Source organism: Pseudoduganella lutea, assembly GCF_004209755.1.
Taxonomy (GTDB): Bacteria; Pseudomonadota; Gammaproteobacteria; order Burkholderiales; family Burkholderiaceae_D; genus Rugamonas; species Rugamonas lutea.
Genome location: NZ_CP035913.1, coordinates 924430 through 942631, shown reverse-complemented (window position 1 = coordinate 942631; position 18202 = coordinate 924430). Strand labels below are relative to the sequence as shown.

12 protein-coding genes are annotated in these 18202 nt (G+C 67.6%); 10 read left to right on the top strand and 2 right to left on the bottom strand.

All coding sequences use genetic code 11. The features are described 5' to 3' along the window. Nucleotides 1-110: 110 nt before the first annotated feature. Complete coding sequence (locus tag EWM63_RS03875; RefSeq protein WP_130185366.1) at nucleotides 111-848, bottom strand: FadR/GntR family transcriptional regulator; 738 nt, start codon at nucleotides 846-848, stop codon at nucleotides 111-113. A 173-nt stretch (nucleotides 849-1021) separates the two neighbouring features. On the opposite strand from EWM63_RS03875, the gene EWM63_RS03870 reads away from it, so the two are divergent. From EWM63_RS03870 to EWM63_RS03825, 10 genes are all read left to right on the top strand, one after another. Next, complete coding sequence (locus EWM63_RS03870; protein WP_130185365.1) at nucleotides 1022-3733, top strand: TonB-dependent receptor plug domain-containing protein; 2712 nt, start codon at nucleotides 1022-1024, stop codon at nucleotides 3731-3733. A gap of 20 nt (nucleotides 3734-3753) precedes the next feature. Next, nucleotides 3754-4908, top strand: coding sequence for a mandelate racemase family protein (locus EWM63_RS03865; protein ID WP_130185364.1), 1155 nt, complete (start codon nucleotides 3754-3756; stop codon nucleotides 4906-4908). Between the two features lie 9 nt (nucleotides 4909-4917). Beyond that, nucleotides 4918-6543 carry an ABC transporter substrate-binding protein gene (locus EWM63_RS03860; RefSeq protein WP_130185363.1) on the top strand — a complete coding sequence of 542 codons (1626 nt, stop codon included), beginning with the start codon at nucleotides 4918-4920 and terminating at the stop codon, nucleotides 6541-6543. Between the two features lie 106 nt (nucleotides 6544-6649). Further along, nucleotides 6650-7684 (top strand): ABC transporter permease, encoded by a 1035-nt coding sequence (locus EWM63_RS03855; protein ID WP_130185362.1) that lies wholly within the window; start codon nucleotides 6650-6652, stop codon nucleotides 7682-7684. Beyond that, nucleotides 7684-8595, top strand: coding sequence for an ABC transporter permease (locus EWM63_RS03850; protein ID WP_130185361.1), 912 nt, complete (start codon nucleotides 7684-7686; stop codon nucleotides 8593-8595). The genes EWM63_RS03855 and EWM63_RS03850 overlap by 1 nt, the downstream gene beginning before the upstream one ends. 12 nt (nucleotides 8596-8607) lie before the next feature. Then, nucleotides 8608-9462: an ABC transporter ATP-binding protein gene (locus EWM63_RS03845; RefSeq protein ID WP_130185360.1), complete on the top strand. Its 855-nt coding sequence runs from the start codon at nucleotides 8608-8610 to the stop codon at nucleotides 9460-9462. Next, nucleotides 9459-10211, top strand: coding sequence for an ABC transporter ATP-binding protein (locus EWM63_RS03840; RefSeq protein WP_130185359.1), 753 nt, complete (start codon nucleotides 9459-9461; stop codon nucleotides 10209-10211). Before EWM63_RS03845 ends, EWM63_RS03840 begins: the two co-directional genes overlap by 4 nt. Before the next feature lie 74 nt (nucleotides 10212-10285). Next, nucleotides 10286-13219 (top strand): sensor histidine kinase, encoded by a 2934-nt coding sequence (locus EWM63_RS03835; RefSeq protein ID WP_130185358.1) that lies wholly within the window; start codon nucleotides 10286-10288, stop codon nucleotides 13217-13219. A gap of 119 nt (nucleotides 13220-13338) precedes the next feature. Beyond that, nucleotides 13339-16245, top strand: a complete 2907-nt coding sequence (locus tag EWM63_RS03830; RefSeq protein ID WP_130185357.1) for an insulinase family protein — start codon at nucleotides 13339-13341, stop codon at nucleotides 16243-16245. Between the two features lie 103 nt (nucleotides 16246-16348). Beyond that, nucleotides 16349-17059, top strand: a complete 711-nt coding sequence (locus EWM63_RS03825) for a hypothetical protein (RefSeq protein WP_130185356.1) — start codon at nucleotides 16349-16351, stop codon at nucleotides 17057-17059. Between the two features lie 183 nt (nucleotides 17060-17242). On the opposite strand, the gene EWM63_RS03820 is transcribed toward EWM63_RS03825, so the two are convergent. After that, the gene (locus EWM63_RS03820; RefSeq protein ID WP_130185355.1) at nucleotides 17243-18193 is read right to left on the bottom strand and encodes a type II secretion system F family protein; all 951 of its coding nucleotides are present in this window, start codon (nucleotides 18191-18193) and stop codon (nucleotides 17243-17245) included. Nucleotides 18194-18202 lie beyond the last annotated feature (9 nt).

The window sequence follows — 18202 nt, the reverse complement described above, 5'->3', positions numbered from 1 at the left end:
ATCCATCCCACCGTATCCACCGGAACCGCCACCTCATAAATTAATCAGACGTCTGACAAGTTGATTGCTAAACGCCTCCGGTCTGCCCGGAAGCTGCGAACGGGCGATGTTTATCCCTTCGCCCCCTGCGACTCCAGCGCGCGCCGCAGGCGCTCGCGGCTGTTATTCAGGTGGGTATGCATGGCGGCACGCGCCGATTCCGCATCCTGCCGTGCGATCGCGCCATAGATGTCCTCGTGTTCGCGCCGCACGCGTTCGATGAACACATCCGGCGTATCGCGCGGCAGGTCGCCGAGCAGTGCGCGCGCACGCGGCAGCAGCTCCTTGCTCAGGTGGCTCAGCACATCGTACAGATACGTGTTGCCGGAGGCCTGGGCGATGGCGAGGTGGAATTCGGTGTCGTTGGCGGCATCGTTCTTCCCCGCATCGCATTGCGCCAGGAAGGTGTCCAGCGCAGCGCGGATGCGCGCCAGTTGCAGCTTGCTGCGGCGCCGCGCCGCCAGGCCGGCCGATTCGGTCTCCAGGCTGAGGCGCAGTTCCAGGATGGCCAGCACGTCGTGCTGGCGCATCTCCGGCGGCACCTGCAGTCCCATCGGCTGCGCACTCCGGTCGAGCACGAAGGTGCCTTTTCCCTGCCGCGTTTCCACCACGCCCGTTGCCTGCAGTTGCGACATGGCTTCCCGTACCACGGAGCGGCTCACGCCCAGCGCCTGGATGATCTCCGCCTCCGACGGCACCTTCTCGCCGGGAGCGATCCGGCCGTCGCGGATCAGGTCCGATACATAGCTGATCACGGCGTGGGCCAGGTTGCGGGGTTTGGCGTGGCGGGGCGGCAGGTGGTTATCCATGGATCGTATCGGGGTCTCGAACATTGATTGCGTTTTTTGAATGTCGTAATTATACTTGGACGTAAGTTGTCAGATGACCGACAACCGATAGGCGAAAAATACAAGGCGCAAAGCGCCCGCAGGCAACGCCTGCCGCATGACCCAACCCATTGTGTAACTTTGGAGGAGACAGCATGCATCACAGTCATCACCCCGTTCCCCATCGGCTTGCCTTGAGCGCGATCGCGCTGGCAGTCTCGGTTCTTGCCGGACAGGCTGCGGCACAGGAAGCGACCACCGCACCGGAGGCCGCGCCCCCGATGGCCAGGGTGGAAGTCACTGGTTCCACGATCAAGCGCGTCGCCGGCGAGATGGCGTTGCCGGTCTCGACCGTGAAGTCGGACGACATCGCGAATGCCGCACTGACCACGGTGGCCGACCTGGCCACGTCGCTGCCGTCGAGCGCCACCAATGCACCCTCGTCGGCGGGCGCCGGCACCAACATGAACATGCGCGGCATCGGCATCAACCGCACGCTGGTCCTGCTCAATGGCCGGCGCATGGTCAACGAGCCGCTCAGCAACGGCTTCGTCAACGTCGACCTGATTCCCATCAGTGCCCTGAACCGGGTCGAGGTACTGCGCGATGGCGCGTCGTCCACCTACGGCACGGACGCCATGGGCGGCGTGGTCAACTTCCTGACGCGGCGCAGCTATAAAGGCCTGGAGCTGACCGGGCAGGTGGTCCGGCCCGAAGCGTCGGGCGGCGGCCGCGAACACCGCGCAAGCATCCTCGGGGGCATCGGCGACCTGGCGGCGGACGGCTGGAACGTGTATGCCACGGTCGACGTGCACAAGCGCAACAAGCTCGAATCGGCCGACCGTCCGGAGCTGACCAACCCGGCCCTGCTGGCCAGTCTCGGCATCGCGCCGAAGGCCGCCAGCGGAACCTATGCGTGGCCGGCCAACGTCTTCTCGCCCAGTACCGGCATCACGGGCAATCCCTATCATGCGAGCGGGTGCCTGCCACCGTATTCGGTGCCGGCCACCCGCAACACCTGCGTCCAGGATGCCAATTACGTGCTGGCCCTGCCGGCCAATGCCCAGGCCCATTTCTTCACCAAGGGCAGCATCAAGCTCCCTGGCGACCACCTCGTCACCGCTGAAGTCCTGTACGCGAAAGAGCATATCGAGACCCAGAAGCCGCCCACCACCACGGTCGGTTTCAATGGCGCTGTGGCGCGGATCACGCCGGCCAGCCCGTATTACCCGGGCGGCAGCGCCGGCGTGCCGGCGATGGCCGGCATCAACGGCTCACCGCTGAACGTGTCGTGGAGCGTCGCTGAACTGGGCCCCGCCATCGCGAAGGACAAGCAGCAGGCCACGCGCGTGGTGGTGACCGGCGAAGGCACCATCGGCCAGTGGGATTACCGGCTGGGCGGCATCTACGGCCGAGGCAAGCGCGATTCGTACTTCGTGCGCGGCTACCTGAATGGCGCCGGGCTGCAGGCCGGCGTGGCCAACGGCATCCTGAATCCCTTCGGCGCACAAAGCGCGGCGGGCATGGAATACCTGAAGAGCATTTCCGCCGACGGTGGCCAGATCCGCCACACCACGAACCGCTACTATGGCGCGGACCTCACGCTGACGCGCGAACTGATGCAACTGGGTGGCGGGGCCATGACGCTGGCGCTCGGCGCCGAATACCACCGCGACGCGAACGACGACCGCGCGCTCGACGGCGTGATCGACGTGCCGTACCAGAACCGCCTGCCCAGCTATGCCGAGGGCAGGCGCAACATCGCCGCGGTGTCCACCGAACTCGATCTGCCGGTGACGGCGGACCTGAGCTTCAACGTGGCGGCGCGGCACGACGACTATTCCGACTTCGGCGGCACCAGCAACCCCAAGGCCAGCTTTCGCTGGCAGCCCACGAAGCAGGTGATGTTCCGCGGCTCGGCCAGCACCGGCTTCCGCGCACCCACGCTGTTCGACCGGTATGGCTACCGCCTGCCAGGCGCCACGTCGCTGTCCACCAGCAAGTGGGACGATCCGCTGCTTTGCCCGGGCACCACGGGCATGGCCGGCACCGGCACGGCGGTCCCGGGCGCCAACCCGCTGCTGGTCTGCAACACGGCCTTGCCGATACAGCAGGGCAGCAATCCGGACGTGCAGCCTGAAACCTCGCGCAACCTCACGCTGGGCGTGGTGATCGAGCCGGTGCGCAACCTGATGGTGATGCTCGACTACTACAACATCCACGTGAAGGACAGCATCGGCCAGCTGGCGCAGAACTCCATCTTCACCAATACGGAGAAGTATGCCGACCTCTTCGTGCGCAATCCGGACGGCTCGCTCGCCTACGTGCGCAACACGGTCGACAACCTGGGCGACCTGCGCACCACCGGCATCGACGTGGGCCTGTCGTATGCGTTGCCGAAGGCTTCATACGGCCAGTTCAAGGCCGCACTGGACGGCACCTACGTCACCAAGTTCGAAAACCAGACGGAGAAGGACGGCCCGTGGATCTCCAACCTGGGCCGCTTCGGCTCCGTCAACTCGGGCAATGTCAGCGCCAGTCCCACCTACACCTTCCGCTGGAAGCACACGCTGCGCCTGTCCTGGGAGCGCGGCGACTGGTTCAGCCAGCTGACCCAGTTCTACAACACCGGCTACCACGACCTGAACAACGTGGCGCCGGAATTCCACCGCGATATCGAACCATATTCGGTATGGAACATGACCGTGAACTACAAGGGGATCAAGCATGTCAGGGTATCGCTGGGCATCAGCAACCTGTTCGACGAGAATCCCCCTGTCACCAATTCGAATTCCACCGCCTACGCCAACAATATCGCCAGCCCGATCGGCCGTGCCTACAACGCGCGCCTGACTTACGAGTTCTAAAAGTTCAAGAAAGGCAGTCCATGAAAATCGAACGTGTACAAGGCACCGTTTTCCACTATCCGAGCAAGCGCAGTGTCGACGCCGCCGGCCACTCGCATCCCGGCCCCGAAAAGAACGTCCCCATGGCCATGCTGACGATCACCGCCGACAATGGCGTCAGCGGTCATGCATTCGGTCCGGTCGAAGTCGCGCGGCCCCATGTGCTGGAAGCCTTCGTGCGCAAGGTGCTGGTCGGGCAGGACCCGTTCGATCGCGAACGCCTGTGGCAGGACCTGGTGCACTGGCAGCGCGGCAGCGCGGGGCAGCTGACCGACCGCGCGCTGGCCGTGGTCGAACAGGCGCTGTGGGACCTGGCAGGCCGCGCGCTGGGCGTGCCGGTCTACAAGCTGCTCGGCGGCTTCCGCGACAAGGTGCCGGCATATGGCAGCACGATGTGCGGCGACGAACTGCAGGGCGGCCTGTCCACGCCCGACGAATATGCCGCCTTTGCCGAAAAACTGGTCGCGCGCGGCTACAAGGCCATCAAGGTGCACACGTGGATGCCGCCGGTATCGTTCGCGCCCAGTCCGGCCATGGATATCAAGGCGTGCGCCGCGGTGAGGGAGGCGGTCGGCCCGGATATCGCGCTGATGCTGGACGGCTATCACTGGTATAGCCGCAGCGAGGCGCTCGCCATCGGCCGCGCCCTCGAGAAGCTCGACTACGCGTGGTTCGAGGAGATGATGAACGAGCAAAGCATCGCATCCTACGCCTGGCTCGCGAACCAGCTCGACATCCCGATCGTCGGCCCGGAAACGATCTCGGGCAAGCATCACAGCCGCGCCGACTGGGTGCAGGCTGGGGCATGCGACATCCTGCGCGCCGGCGTGCCCGGCGTGGGGGGCATCACGCCCACCATGAAGGTGGCCGCGCTGGCCGACGCCTTCGGCATGGACTGCGAAGTGCACGGCAACGGCGCGGCGAATCTTACGGTGGTGGCGGCGATCAAGAACTGCCGCTGGTACGAGCGCGGCCTGCTGCATCCCTTCCTCGACTATGATGTGCCGCCGGCCTACCTGCGGTGCCTGCCGGACCCGATGGATGCCGACGGCTTCGTGCACCTGTCGCAGGCGCCGGGCCTGGGCGAAGACATCGACTTCGAGTACATTGCCGCCAATACCGTGAAATCCTACTAGGATGCGCGCATGAGCCTTGCACGAACCTTACTCACGCGCGGCAACGGGCTGCTCGCCGCGCTGGCTTGCCTGGCCGCGCTGGTGCTGGCGGCGCCGGCGCAGGCCGCCACCCCGCGCGACCAGCTGGTGATCGGCATGAACATGAACAACCTGCTCTCGCTCGATCCGGCCGGCGCCACCGGCAACGACGTGCTGGGCGTGGTGGCCAACCTGTACGACTACCTGGTCGAACTCGATCCGCACGACCTGGCCCGCGTGCGGCCGGCACTGGCCGGGCACTGGGTGTTCGCCGACGATCGCCGCAGCCTGACCCTGACCCTGCGCGAGGGCGTGCGCTTCCAGTCCGGGCGCCTTCTCACCGCGGACGATGCGGCGTGGTCGCTGCAGCGGGTGCTCAAGCTCAATCTCGCCATGGCTTCGCCATGGAAGAGCTACGGCTTCAGCGCCGCCAACGCGCCGCGCCTGATCCGGGCGCTCGACGCCCGCACGCTGCGCATCGACTTTCCCGAACCGACCGATCCGAAAATGGTGCTGTACACGCTGGCCACGTCGGTCAGCGCGGCCATCCTGGACCGCCAGGCGGTACTCGCGCACGAGCGCAATGGCGACCTCGGTGCCGCCTGGCTGCTGACCCACGCGGCAGGCTCCGGCCCGTTCGCGCTGACCGAATGGCGCGCCAAGGATGCCATGCTGATGGATCGCTTCAATGGCTACTGGCGCGGGCCGGCGAAACTGCGTCGGGTGGTGATGCGCCACATCCCGGAATCGCTGTCGCTGCGCTTCATGATCACGCGCGGCGATGTCGACCTGGCGGCCGGCATGGCCGGCCCGGATATCGAGGCGCTCAAGCACGATGCCAGCGTGGTCGTGCAGCCGGTGCTGCGCGGTACCTCGTACTACGTGGCGCTCAGCATGAAGAACCCGCGCTTCGCGGACCGCCGCGTGCGCCTGGCACTGCGCAGCCTGATCGACTACGACGGCATCAACAAGGCCATCATGCCGAACTACGGCGTGGCCCACCAGCGGCCGGTGATGATCGGGCTGGCGGCGGCATTGCCCGATCCTGGCTACCGGCTCGATGTGCCGCGTGCGCGCAAGCTGCTGGCCGAAGCGGGTTACCCGCAAGGCTTCCGCACCACGATCCGGGTGTTGTCCGATCCGCCGCTGATCAATATCGCCACCTCGCTGCAGGCCACGCTGGCCCTGGCCGGTATCGACGCGGAGATCCTGTCCGGCACCGGCAACCAGGTCTATGGCGCCATGCGCGATCGCAAATTCGATATCGTGGTCGGCCGCGGCGGCGGCGGCGTGGAGCCGCATCCGCATGCCAACCTGCGGGCCCTCGTCTACAACCCGGACAACAGCGACGCCGCCAGGCTCACCAATTTCCAGGGCTGGCGCACCGGGTTCCACAGCCCGGCCATCAACCGGCTCATCGAAGAGGCCGTGCGCGAACCCGACGAAGCGCGGCAGAACGCCATGTACCGCGAGGTGCAGCGCCTGTACGACAGCGAAGTGGGCGCCATCCAGCCCATCGCGCAGATGCAGGAAACGGTCGTGTTGAGCAGGCGCGTGCACGGTTATGTCGGCCATCCATCCGCCACCACCCACCTGCGCGATGTCCACAAGGACTGAGCGCGGCGCGGGAGGCGACACCATGTCCAGCTCATTGGCCCACCCTTTGGCCCACTCTTTGGCTCACGCATTGGCTCACTCATTGGCTCACTTATCGGCTCACTTCATGACAACCTCATTGGCAAACGCATGGGCACGCGCGGGCGCACTGCGCGCACGCCTGCTGAGCACCCTGGTCACGCTGTTCGGCCTGCTGGCGCTGACCTTCTTCATCGGCCGCGTGATGCCGATCGACCCGGTGCTGTCGATCGTGGGTCCGGATGCCGATGCCTCGACCTACCAGCAGGTGGCGGTGCAACTGGGCCTCGACCAGCCGCTATGGGTGCAGTTCGGCCGCTACCTGAACGAACTGGCGCACGGTAACCTGGGCGTCTCGCTGCTGACCGGGAACCCCGTCGGCGCCGATATCGCCCGCGTGTTCCCGGCCACGCTGGAACTGGCCACCTTCGCCATCCTGATCGGCACGCTGGCCGGCGTGCCGCTGGGGGTGCTGGCGGCCAGCCACCGCGGCCACTGGCAGGACAATGCGGTGCGCCTGCTGAGCCTGACCGGCTATTCCACGCCCGTGTTCTGGTTCGGCATGATGGGGCTGCTGGTCTTCTACGCCTGGCTGGGCTGGGCCGGCGGTTCCGGGCGCATCGATCTCGCGTTCGATGGCTTGCTGCCGCCGGTTACCGGCCTGATGCTGGTGGACAGCTCGCTGGCGGGCAACTGGCCCGCATTCGGCAACAGCGTGCGCCATCTCATGCTGCCGGCGGGGATCCTGGGCCTGCATTCGATGGCCTACATCAGCCGCATGACGCGCAGCTTCATGCTGGCGCAGCTGTCGCAGGAATATATCCTCACGGCGCGCGTCAAGGGCCTGCCCGAGTCCCGCGTCATCTGGGGCCACGCCTTCCGCAATATCCGGGTGCAATTGCTGACCATCGTCGCGCTCGCGTATGGCGGGCTGCTCGAAGGCGCGGTGCTCATCGAAACCGTGTTCGCTTGGCCCGGCTTCGGCCAGTACCTGACCAACAGCATGCTGCTGGGCGACATGAGCGCGGTGATGGGCTGCGTGCTGGTGGTCGGCATCATCTTCGTCGGCCTCAATCTCCTTTCCGACCTGCTGTACCAGGTCTTCGACCCACGGATGCACTGATGACCACTTCCGCCCTGATGCCATCTTCCGCCCCGATGCCGCCTTCCGCACCGTCGGCTGCCCCCACGCCCGCCCGCCGCCAGGCCCTGCGCCGCGCCATGGGCCACCTGCTGCACAATCCCATGACCCTGGCCGGGGTCGTGGTGATCCTGCTACTGCTGGCCGTGGCCTGCGCCGCGCCGTGGGTCGCCACCCACAACCCGCTATTGCAGGACCTGTCGCAAGCGCTGCAACCGCCGAGCGCTGCACACTGGTTCGGCACCGACGAGTACGGGCGCGACAGCTTCAGCCGCCTCGTGTACGGCGCCCGCACCACGCTGTACATCGTGGGCCTCGTCACGCTGGTGGTCGGCCCGATCGGGCTGGCCATCGGCACCATCTCCGGCTATTTCGGCGGCTGGGTCGATACATTGTTCATGCGCGTGACGGACATCTTCATTTCCTTCCCCAGCCTGGTGCTGGCCCTGGCCTTCGTGGCCGCGCTCGGGCCGGGCCTGGAGCATGCCGTGATCGCCATCGCCCTTACCGCGTGGCCGCCGATCGCGCGCCTCGCGCGGGCGGAGACACGCTCGCTGCGCAAGGCAGACTTCGTGGCGGCCGTGCAGCTGCAGGGCGCCTCGTCGCTGCGCATCCTGCTGCGCCATATCGCGCCGCTGTGCCTGTCGTCGGTGCTGGTGCGGCTGACCATGAACATGGCCAGCATCATCCTGACCGCCGCCGGCCTCGGCTTCCTGGGGCTGGGGGCGCAACCGCCATCGCCGGAGTGGGGCGCCATGATCTCGGCCGGGCGCCGCTACATGATGGAGTGCTGGTGGCTGGTGGCCATGCCCGGTGCGGCGGTCATGCTGGTCAGCCTCGCCTTCAACCTGCTGGGCGATGGCCTGCGCGACATGTTCGATCCCCGGAGCTGAAAGGAAACGCCAATGACCGACGTCAAACTCGAAGTGGAAGACCTGAGCGTGCGCTTCGCCACGCGCGATGGCCTGGTGGATGCCGTGCGCGGCGTGTCGTTCAGGCTGGGCCGGGAAAAGCTGGCCATCGTGGGCGAATCCGGATCGGGCAAGTCGACCGTGGGCCGCGCGCTGCTCAAGCTGCATCCGGCCAGCGCCCGCATCGATGCCCGCGTGCTGCGCTTCGGCGACACCGACCTGCTGCGCGCCGACGAGAAGGCGATGCGCGCCATCCGCGGGCAGCGCATGTCGATGATCATGCAGGATCCGAAGTATTCGCTCAATCCCGTGATGCGCGTGGGCGACCAGATCGCCGAAGCGGTACTCGTCCACCACAAACTGCCGCGCGCGCAGGTGCGCGACATGGTGATCGCGATGCTGGAGAAGGTGCGCATCCGCGAGCCGCAGCGCGTCTACGACCGCTATCCGCACGAGATCTCGGGCGGCATGGGGCAGCGCATCATGATCGCCATGATGCTGATCCCGAACCCGCAGGTGGTGATCGCGGACGAGCCGACGTCCGCGCTGGACGTGTCGGTGCGCTCGCAGGTGCTGTCCGTGCTGGACGATCTCGTCGATGAACGGGGCCTGGGGCTGGTCTTCATCAGCCACGACCTGAACCTGGTGCGCAGTTTCTGCGACCGCGTGCTCGTGATGTATGCGGGGCGCGTGGTCGAATCCATCGCGGCGGCGGACCTGGACCGCGCGCAGCACCCCTACACACGCAGCCTGCTGGCGGCCTTGCCGGACATCGACCATCGGCGCGCCGTGCTGCCGGTGCTGCAGCGTGACCCCAGCTGGCTCACTCAACAGGAAATCAACGCATGATCACCGTAAAAGCCTTGCAACTGGGGTTCGGCGAAGGCAGCCAGTACCAGCAGGTGCTGCATGACGTGGGCTTCTCGGTGGGCGAGGGCGAGGCGTTCGGGCTGGTCGGCGAATCCGGCTCCGGCAAGAGCACGGTGCTGCGTTGCCTGGCCGGCCTGTACAGCCACTGGCATGGCGAAATGACAATCGGAGGCCGGGCCCTGGGGCACAAGCTCACGCGCGAGCGCTGCCGCCTGATGCAGATGGTGTTCCAGGACCCCTATGGTTCGCTGCATCCGCGCCATACCGTCGACGCGGCGCTGATGGAGCCCCTGGTCATCCACCGGATGGACCGGCAGCACGAGCGCGTCTCGCAGATGCTGGTGAAGGTGGGCCTGAACGAATCGTTCCGCCACCGCTACCCGCACCAGCTGTCGGGCGGCCAGCGGCAGCGCGTGGCCATCGCGCGCGCCCTGATCCTCGAGCCGCGCATCCTGCTGCTGGACGAGCCGACATCCGCGCTGGATGTGTCGGTGCAGGCCGAGATCCTCAACCTGCTGGCCGAGCTGCGGGCGCGCGACGGGTTGACCTACATCCTCGTCACCCACGACCTGGGCGTGGTGGTGCACCTGTGCGATCGCCTGGCCGTGATGCAGCAGGGCCGCATCGTGGATACGCTGGCCAGCAGCGCGCTCGGCAACGGCGGCGTAACGAATCCCTACACCCGCACGCTGGTCGACGCCACCCGCAGCTATTCCCGCGCGGCCTAGCGCCGGATGACCACCCATTTCACGCTAAAACCTCCCAGCGGTTACACTTCGCCCCTGCATTTGGGAGGGAAAGCATGTCGGGTCGTCGTTTCATCCTGCTCGGGCTGGTGTTGTTGTGGGAGCTGGCGACAATAAGTTTCGCCATGGCGGCGCCATCGTTCGAGCGCCGCATCTGGACGCGCGCCGAGGGCGCGCCCCAATCGGCCTACGGTATCGCGCAGGACGCCGACGGCGTGCTGTGGTTCGCCACCGTGACGGGCCTCTACAGTTTTGACGGTGCGCATTTCACGCGCGAGGAGGCGGTGTACGGCCACCGCCTGCCATCGAATAACCTCGTCAACGTGGTGGCCATCCGCGGCGGCATCGCCGTGGGCTACCAGTTCGGCGGCGTTTCCACATTCACGCGCAGCGGCGCCCGGCACTACACCACGGCCGACGGCGTGCCTGCCGGTTCCGTCGGCGCGCTGGCCGTCGATGGCGCAGGCACGCTGTACATGGGTTCGAGCACGGGCATGGCGCGACTCGATGCCGGGCACGGCAAGTGGACGGCGATGGCGGGGCTGGGGGCTTCGCCAAGCTTCATCATGTGGACGCAGTTCGATGCCGGGGGCACGCTGTGGACGGTGGCGAATGCGAACCTGTATGCGATGCCGAAAGGAGCGGGCCGGTTCCACCATGTAGCGGCACTGCCGCAGAATTCCTGGCCGGCGATCGTCCGCGGCCAGGCATCCGTATATACCGCCAATGGCCAGCTCACGCGGTTCTCGTCCAGCGGCGTGCCCGAGACGATACGCAATACCGTCGGCTACAACCGCGAGAATACGCTGTTCGAGGGGCCGGATGCCACCGTCTGGGCCTGGCTCAACCATGGCACCACGGTGCTGCGCAATGGGGCCGATGGCGTTCTGCATGCCGGCCAGACCTTCGAAGGCGGAGGGCTGCCGGGGAGGATGGCCAACCGCATGCTGGTCGACCGGGAGAACAACCTGTGGGTCACCACCCTCGACGGCGTCGAGCGCTATCGCGTGCGCCGCCTGCACGAAGTGCCGTTCCCCGGCACCGAGCTGGGCTTCCTGCCCGGGCAGGGCCTCGGTACCGGCATGCTCGTGGCCACCGGCGCCAAAGGCAGCGTCTGGCAGATCCATGCGGCCGGCAGGAAGCGATTGCCCGGCCTGACGGGCATCACGGCCATGCACCGCGAAAGTGCCGGCAGCGTATGGCTCGGCGGCCCTTCCGGCCTGTTTCACATGACGCCGGCGGGCATGGCGGCCTGGCCGCTGCCTGCCCGTATCGGCAAGGATTTCGAAGTGCAGGGCATCACGACGGACAAGACCGGGAAACTGTGGGTGGCCATCGTGCGCCATGGCCTGTTCCAGTTCTCGAACGGCACGTGGACGAAGCTGCCCGGTGATCTCCCGGGCGGCGACGCCACGCCGGTCCGCATGCTCACTGGTGCCTCCGGGCGCACGTGGCTCGGCTTCACGAATGGCCGGCTTGGCGAGCTCACGGCCACGGGCGTGCGCCTCGTCGCCACCGGTCTTGCCGGGTCCGTCGGCAACATCCTCAGCCTGCTCGAGATCGATGGCAGGCTGCTTGTGGGCGGCGACCGAGGCATCGTGTGGCTGCGCGGCGAAAAGGCGCAGCCGATGGTGCCGGCGCACATGCCCGCATTCCTCGGCATCTCGGGCATGGGCCTGGACCGGCGCGGCGACCTGTGGCTGCACGGGCCGGATGGCTTGTTCCGCGTGGCGGCCACGGCGCTGGCGGGTTTCTGGGCCGACCCGGCGCACCGCCTTCCCTGGGAAGTGTTCAACCACGAGGACGGCCTGCGCGGCCAGGTGGCGCAGATCCGCCCGCTGCCTTCGCTCGCCGTGGCGGCGGACGGCAAGGTCTATTATGCAACCGGGTCGCAGGTGGGCTGGATCGATCCGGCCGCGATCCGGCGCAATACCCGGGCGCCGACGGTGCTGGTGCGGTCGCTGCGCACGCGCGATGGCGACACGATAGCCACGCCGGGCATGACGCTGGCGGCCGGCACCACAGGCGTCGAGATCCGCTTCGCCGCCACCGCGCTGTCGATCCCGGAACGGGTGCGGTTCCGCTACCGCCTCTCCGGTGTCGACCAGGAATGGCAGGAGCCGCAGTCCGAGCGCGCGGCGCGCTACACGAACCTGGGGCCGGGCGATTACCGCTTCCAGGTCGCGGCGGCCAACGAGGATGGCGTGTGGAACGAGGCGGGTGCGACCCTCGATTTCCATATTGCCCCCACCGTGTGGCAAACCACGTGGTTCCGCGGCCTGGCCGCCATCGCCGTCGCATCGCTGCTGTTCGCGCTGTATCGGTGGCGCATCGCCGCGGTGGCACGCCGCGCCGCCGAGAAAACGGCGGCCCGCATCGAGGAGCGCGAACGCATTGCCCGCAACCTGCACGACAACCTGCTGCAGGGCGTGCACGCGCTGGTCCTCAATTGCCATGCCGTGCTGATGCGCATGCCGAAGGGCACGCCCGAGGAAAAATCACTGGGCAACGCGCTGGCGCGGGCCGATGCCGTGATCGAGGAAACCCGTGACGAAGTCATGAACCTGCGGCGCGAGGCCATCAAGCCCGCGCTGGTCGCGCGCCTGGACCATGCCATCGAAGGGCTGGAAGCGGCGGTGCGCGGGCGGGTGGAGCTGGCGTTCACCGGCTGCGTGGAGCTGCTCGGTGCCGACGTCGCCGACGAGCTTTTCTACGTGATCCAGGAAGCCATCGTCAACAGCGCCCGGCATTCCGGCGCCGCGCGCATCGTCGTCTCGCTGCATGCCTCGGCCAGCGGTGTCGAAGGCTCGGTGACCGACGATGGCTGTGGCATGGCCCCCGATCTGGCGCAGGCCGGCAGGGCGGGGCACTGGGGGCTGGTCGGTATGCGCGAGCGGATCGCCCGGCTGGGCGGCACGCTGCGCATCGATGGCGGGCCGGGGCAGGGCTGCACGGTGTCGTTCAGCGTGCCGGCGCGTTGCGCCGCCTGAGCCCGCACGGTTGGGCACGTGCCGGCACCCGGGCCTTGTAAAATGAAACCGGAACTGGCATGGTCCGGTTCCGGCCGCAGAACGTCTGCACTGTTACACGACATTGGAAAAGCACTTTCATGACCCATTTCAAGAAAATCCGCGAGCATGCGATCCCCTCCCTGCAGGCTTCGGTAGAGGAATACCTGGACCCTGCCAGCGGCGCGCGCCATATCCACCTGGCCAACGCCGGTGCGGAGATGGCCTTCCTGGTGGCCTTTCCCACCGTGCCGGACGCCAGCGATGGCCGCGCGCACATCCTGGAACACCTGGCGCTGTGCGGCTCGCAACGCTACCCGGTGCGCGACCCGTTCTTCGCGATGATGCGGCGCTCCACGGCCACGTTCATGAATGCGTTCACGTATGCCGACCGTACCGTCTACCCGTTCGCCAGCACGAGCGAGCCCGATTTCTTCAATCTGCTCGACGTGTACCTGGACGCCGCGTTCTTCCCGAAACTCGACTACCTGGACTTCCTGCAGGAAGGCTGGCGCCACGGGCTGGAAGACGGCAAGCTCGCCTACCAAGGCGTGGTCTTCAATGAAATGAAAGGCGCGTTCACCGATCCGATGCACGCGCTGTACCAGGGCATCGCCGGTACCCTGCTGCCCGATACCACGTATGCGTTCGACTCCGGCGGCGACCCGCTCGTGATCCCGGAACTCACCCACGCGATGCTCAAGGAGTTCCACGCCAGCCACTATCACCCGTCGCAGGCCATCTTCATGACGGCCGGCCCGATCTCCGCCGAGGCCATCCAGCGCCAGATCGCCGAGCGCGTGCTGGCGCAGCTGCCGGGCGCTTTCCCGCGCCGGGTGCCGCAACTGGCGGAGATCCCTGCGGCTCCGCGCAGCAACACGGTGCGCATCCCGTCGCAGGAGGCGCGCGACAACGAATATGGCATCCAGCTGGCCTGGCTGCTGGGCGAATCGGCCGACCCGCGCGTGGCGCTCGACGCCGGCCTGCTCACGGCCGGCCTGCTCGGCGATGCCGCCGCGCCGCTGACGCTGGCGATGGAAACGGCCGGCTATGGCCGGCCGGCGCAGCTCAACGGCCATGAAGACAATGCCCGCCAGATGCTGTTCCACCTCGGCATGGAAGGCCTGACGGTGGACGAAGTGCCGCTGGCCCAGGCGCATATGTGGTCGGCGCTGGAGCGGGTGGCCGAAACCGGCGTGCCGCCCGCCACGCTGCAGGCGGCCCTCCGGGACCTGAAATACCAGCAGCGCGATACGCGCGGCGGCTATGTGCCGAACGTGCTGGAACGCCTGCTGGCGGCGCTGCCCGTGGCGATGCGCGAAGGCGACGTCGTCGGCGCCTTCGACAATGAAGCCGTGGTGGCGGGGCTGGAGCGCGACATCGCCGATCCCGACTATTTCAAGAACCTCGTGCGTGGACTGCTCGCGTCGTCCGCCCGCCTGACGACGACCGTCGTGCCGGATGCCGCGTACTTCACCGCGCGCGACGAGGCCGAGCGTGCGCGCCTGGCCGAAGCGGAAGCGGCGCTGGGCGACGCGGACCGCGCGCGCATCCAGGCCGAGTCGGCAGCCCTGCAGGCGCGCCAGCAGCAACCGGTGGAAACGCACCTGCTGCCACGCATCCGGCCGTCCGACGTCAGCCCCGCGCCCCGCACGCTGCAGGCGCTGGTGCCGGCAGGTGAACGCGCCTTCGCCGGCAGCATCGCGTCGAACGGCATCTCCTATGCGAACGTCACGTTCGACGTGTCGGCATTCCCCGCCGCGGACTGGCCGTGGCTGTCGCTGTACGCGGAACTGCGGGACGACCTGGGCATCGTCGGGTCCACCTACGCCGACGCGGGCGCCTGGCGCCAGCGCATGGTGCCGTCGTTCAGCCTCGAGTTGCGGGCCACGCAGTCCGTCACGGGCGCGCTGCTGCTCGACCTGGCCTTCGCGGCCAGCGGCCTGCGCGAGGAACATGCGAACATCGCCACCGTGCTGGCGACCTATATCGGGCAGCCGCGCTTCGACGAGCACGATCGGCTGGCCTTCCTCATCGAAAGCAAGGTCGAGAATACGCTGAACGGATTGGCCCAGGCGGGCAACGGCTATGCGGCGCTGGCCGCCGGCGCGCCCTTCGCGCCGGCACGGCAGTTCCTGGACGCCACCCGTGGCGCCGGTTCATTGCCCTTCATCGGCCGCATCGAGCAACTGGCGGCGACGGCCGAAGGCCTGGCCACCATTGCCGCCGAACTGGCCCGCGTGCATGCCGCGGTGGTGGCCAGCCCGTCCACCATCCTGGCGGGCGGCAGCGGCGACGACGGGCAGGTGCTCGCGGGCCTGGTGGCGGAGCAGGTAGCCACTTCCGTGCCGGCGACCACCGGGTTTGCCGCCGCACCGTCCGTCACCGGCGCATTGAGTACCACGGCGAAGGAAACGCGGCCGCTGGCCAATGCCGCGCTGCACGCGGCCAGCCAGGTCAACCATTGCGTCATCGCCTGGGCAACCCCGGCCGTCGGCCACGAGGATGCCGGCGTGCTGGCCGTGGCGGCCGAGCTGCTGACGCACCAGGCGCTGCACACGCTGCTGCGCGAAGAGGGCGGCGCGTATGGCGGCAGCGCCAGCTATGCCGGCGACACGGGCGTGTTCTCGATGTCGTCGTACCGCGATCCGCGCCTGGCAGGCACCTACGCCGATTTCCAGGCCGCGCTGGACCGGGTGCTGGCCACCGACTACACGGACGAGCAGGTGGAGGAAGCCATCATCAGCGTCATCCAGGGCCTCGACAAGCCCGATGCGCCGTGGGACGGCGTGCGGGCCGCGTGGCAGATGGGGCGCCGCGGCGTCACCCCGGAGATCCGCCAGCAGTTCCGGCGCGGGGTGCTGGGCTGCACGCAGGATGACGTCAAGCGGGTCGTGCGCGCCTGGCTGCAGGGCACCCCCGCCAGCCGCGCCGCGTTTGCCGGCAACACGGAGCAGGATCTGGCCGGCCTGGCGGTGGTGGACCTGCTGGCGGAAACCAGGCGCTGACACTGGTAAGGCGCACGCCACGGCCCACGGGGGGGCCGTGGCGTGCGGCGCCAGGCTGATACACTGCGGCAGTAGTGACAAATCCATAACTTCTGCCGCGAACATGACTGCCCACATCTCCCGCACCGACCGCTATTTCATCGTCATCAACCGCCTTGTCAGCCTGCTCCTGCTGCTTGCCCTGCTGGGCATGTTTGCCGGCGCGGCCGTGCTGGGTTTGCTGTCGCTGGACGGGGGACCGGTCAAGGAACCGGGCATGGCCAAGGTGGAGGAAAAGACGGTGGAGAGCAGCAACGCCGTCATCCTCGGCTTCGCGGACGCCGAACAGGTCCACGGTGCCGATACCGACATGGTGCGGCTGGTCGTCACGAACCGGGAGCGTGCTTATTCTGCCGGGCGGAGCGGCGAAGCGAGGAACGTGCTGTTCATCGGCGGTGCGGGCCAGCCGGCCCGCTGGCTGTTCAAGGCCCACCGGAACGAGGTGCACGTGCTGGAGCAGTTGCGCGAGGGAGAAGAGGGGCGGCGCGACGGACGCACCGCGGCGCTCTATCTGGAATTCACGGAGCGCCGGGCTGGCGACGACGCGGGCAAGGCGGGCAACGCCGTCACGGTCGCGCTGGCGAAGCCCGATGGCACCGGCATGAAACCCGTGTTGCGCGACGTGACGCGGGTGCTGTCCCACAAGGCAGAAGCCGGGCGGCACATCAACGTGCTGTTCCTGCGGGGCACCGCCCTGAGGCAGGCAACCGTCTCGCTGGACGATTTCACCGTGACGGCCGAACGCGAGGTCGCGAAGTTGCCGACGTCGATCTGACGCCCACTCCGGCAGTTCGAAATGCAGGCATTCACCACAAAAGCAAAGGGCTGGGGTCAGACCCGGCGGGGCTTTGCCGGGATTTCAAGGAGCACCGCTCCTTGCCGGCAAAGCGGTGCTGGCCTGCAGGCCAGCGCTCCTCCCTGCCCCCGGAATCCGCCTCTGGGTTTGGCCTACCTGACATTACCCCGTCAGGCCGGTCACCGGCGTGATCGCCTTCGTGATCTGGATGAGGGACGGTCCCAGCAGCACCACCAGCAGGGCCGGGAAAATGAAGAAGATCAGCGGGAACAGCAGTTTCGTGGCGATCTTCGCGGCTCGTTCCTCCACCAGCTGGCGCCGCCGCGTGCGCAGCTGCTCCGACTGGATGCGCAGTGCCACGCCGATGCTCGTGCCGAAGCGGTCCGCCTGGATCAGCATCTTCGCCAGCGCGTCAACGTCTTCCACGCCGGTGCGCAGGGCCAGGTTGCGCAGCGCCTTGTCCTTGCTGCTGCCAGCGCGCAGTTCCAGCGTCACCAGTTGCAGCTCTTCGGCCAGCACAGCGCTCTTCAAGCCGATTTCCGCGCCTACACGGGCCAGCGCGGCATCCATCGCCAGGCCCGCTTCCACGCACACGGTCATCAGGTCCAGCGCATCGGGAAACGACTCGAAGATCTCGCGCTGGCGGTTGGCGATGCGGCGCCGCAGCACGAGGTCGGGCGCGTAGTAGCCGCAGGCGGCGGCCAGGGCCACGCCCAGGAAAGTCATGCTGCCGTCGTGTTGCGGATCGCTGCCCAGCAGCAGCCATGTCGCCAGTGGCAGGCCGATGGCCAGCGCCGTCTTCCCGGCGTGGAACAGGCCCGGCGTGGACGGCCCGCGCCAGCCCGCGTTGATGAAACGCAGCCGCACGGGCGAGTTTTCCCAGCCTTCGGCCGGCACGGACAGCTTCGCCAGCGGTTCGGCCAGTTGCGACAGGCGTTGCAGCCAGTCACGGGCGGGCGAGCCGGTTGATGAAGCAGCCGAACTGTCGCGCTCGTCCAGCGCGGAGAGCCGGTGCTTCACGGGGTCGCGCGTCAGCACGAGCATCGCCAGCACGGCGGCGCCGAAGATCAGCACGAACACGGCTGCCAGGATCAGGATCTGTACGTTAGTCATGCCGAGGCC

Excerpts from the sequence above, each read along its gene's own strand:
- EWM63_RS03875 (WP_130185366.1), bottom strand. The coding sequence starts at position 848 with ATGGATAACCACCTGCCGCCCCGCCACGCCAAACCCCGCAACCTGGCC.
- EWM63_RS03870 (WP_130185365.1), top strand. The coding sequence starts at position 1,022 with ATGCATCACAGTCATCACCCCGTTCCCCATCGGCTTGCCTTGAGCGCG.
- EWM63_RS03865 (WP_130185364.1), top strand. The coding sequence starts at position 3,754 with ATGAAAATCGAACGTGTACAAGGCACCGTTTTCCACTATCCGAGCAAG.
- EWM63_RS03860 (WP_130185363.1), top strand. The coding sequence starts at position 4,918 with ATGAGCCTTGCACGAACCTTACTCACGCGCGGCAACGGGCTGCTCGCC.
- EWM63_RS03855 (WP_130185362.1), top strand. The coding sequence starts at position 6,650 with ATGACAACCTCATTGGCAAACGCATGGGCACGCGCGGGCGCACTGCGC.
- EWM63_RS03850 (WP_130185361.1), top strand. The coding sequence starts at position 7,684 with ATGACCACTTCCGCCCTGATGCCATCTTCCGCCCCGATGCCGCCTTCC.
- EWM63_RS03845 (WP_130185360.1), top strand. The coding sequence starts at position 8,608 with ATGACCGACGTCAAACTCGAAGTGGAAGACCTGAGCGTGCGCTTCGCC.
- EWM63_RS03840 (WP_130185359.1), top strand. The coding sequence starts at position 9,459 with ATGATCACCGTAAAAGCCTTGCAACTGGGGTTCGGCGAAGGCAGCCAG.
- EWM63_RS03835 (WP_130185358.1), top strand. The coding sequence starts at position 10,286 with ATGTCGGGTCGTCGTTTCATCCTGCTCGGGCTGGTGTTGTTGTGGGAG.
- EWM63_RS03830 (WP_130185357.1), top strand. The coding sequence starts at position 13,339 with ATGACCCATTTCAAGAAAATCCGCGAGCATGCGATCCCCTCCCTGCAG.
- EWM63_RS03825 (WP_130185356.1), top strand. The coding sequence starts at position 16,349 with ATGACTGCCCACATCTCCCGCACCGACCGCTATTTCATCGTCATCAAC.
- EWM63_RS03820 (WP_130185355.1), bottom strand. The coding sequence starts at position 18,193 with ATGACTAACGTACAGATCCTGATCCTGGCAGCCGTGTTCGTGCTGATC.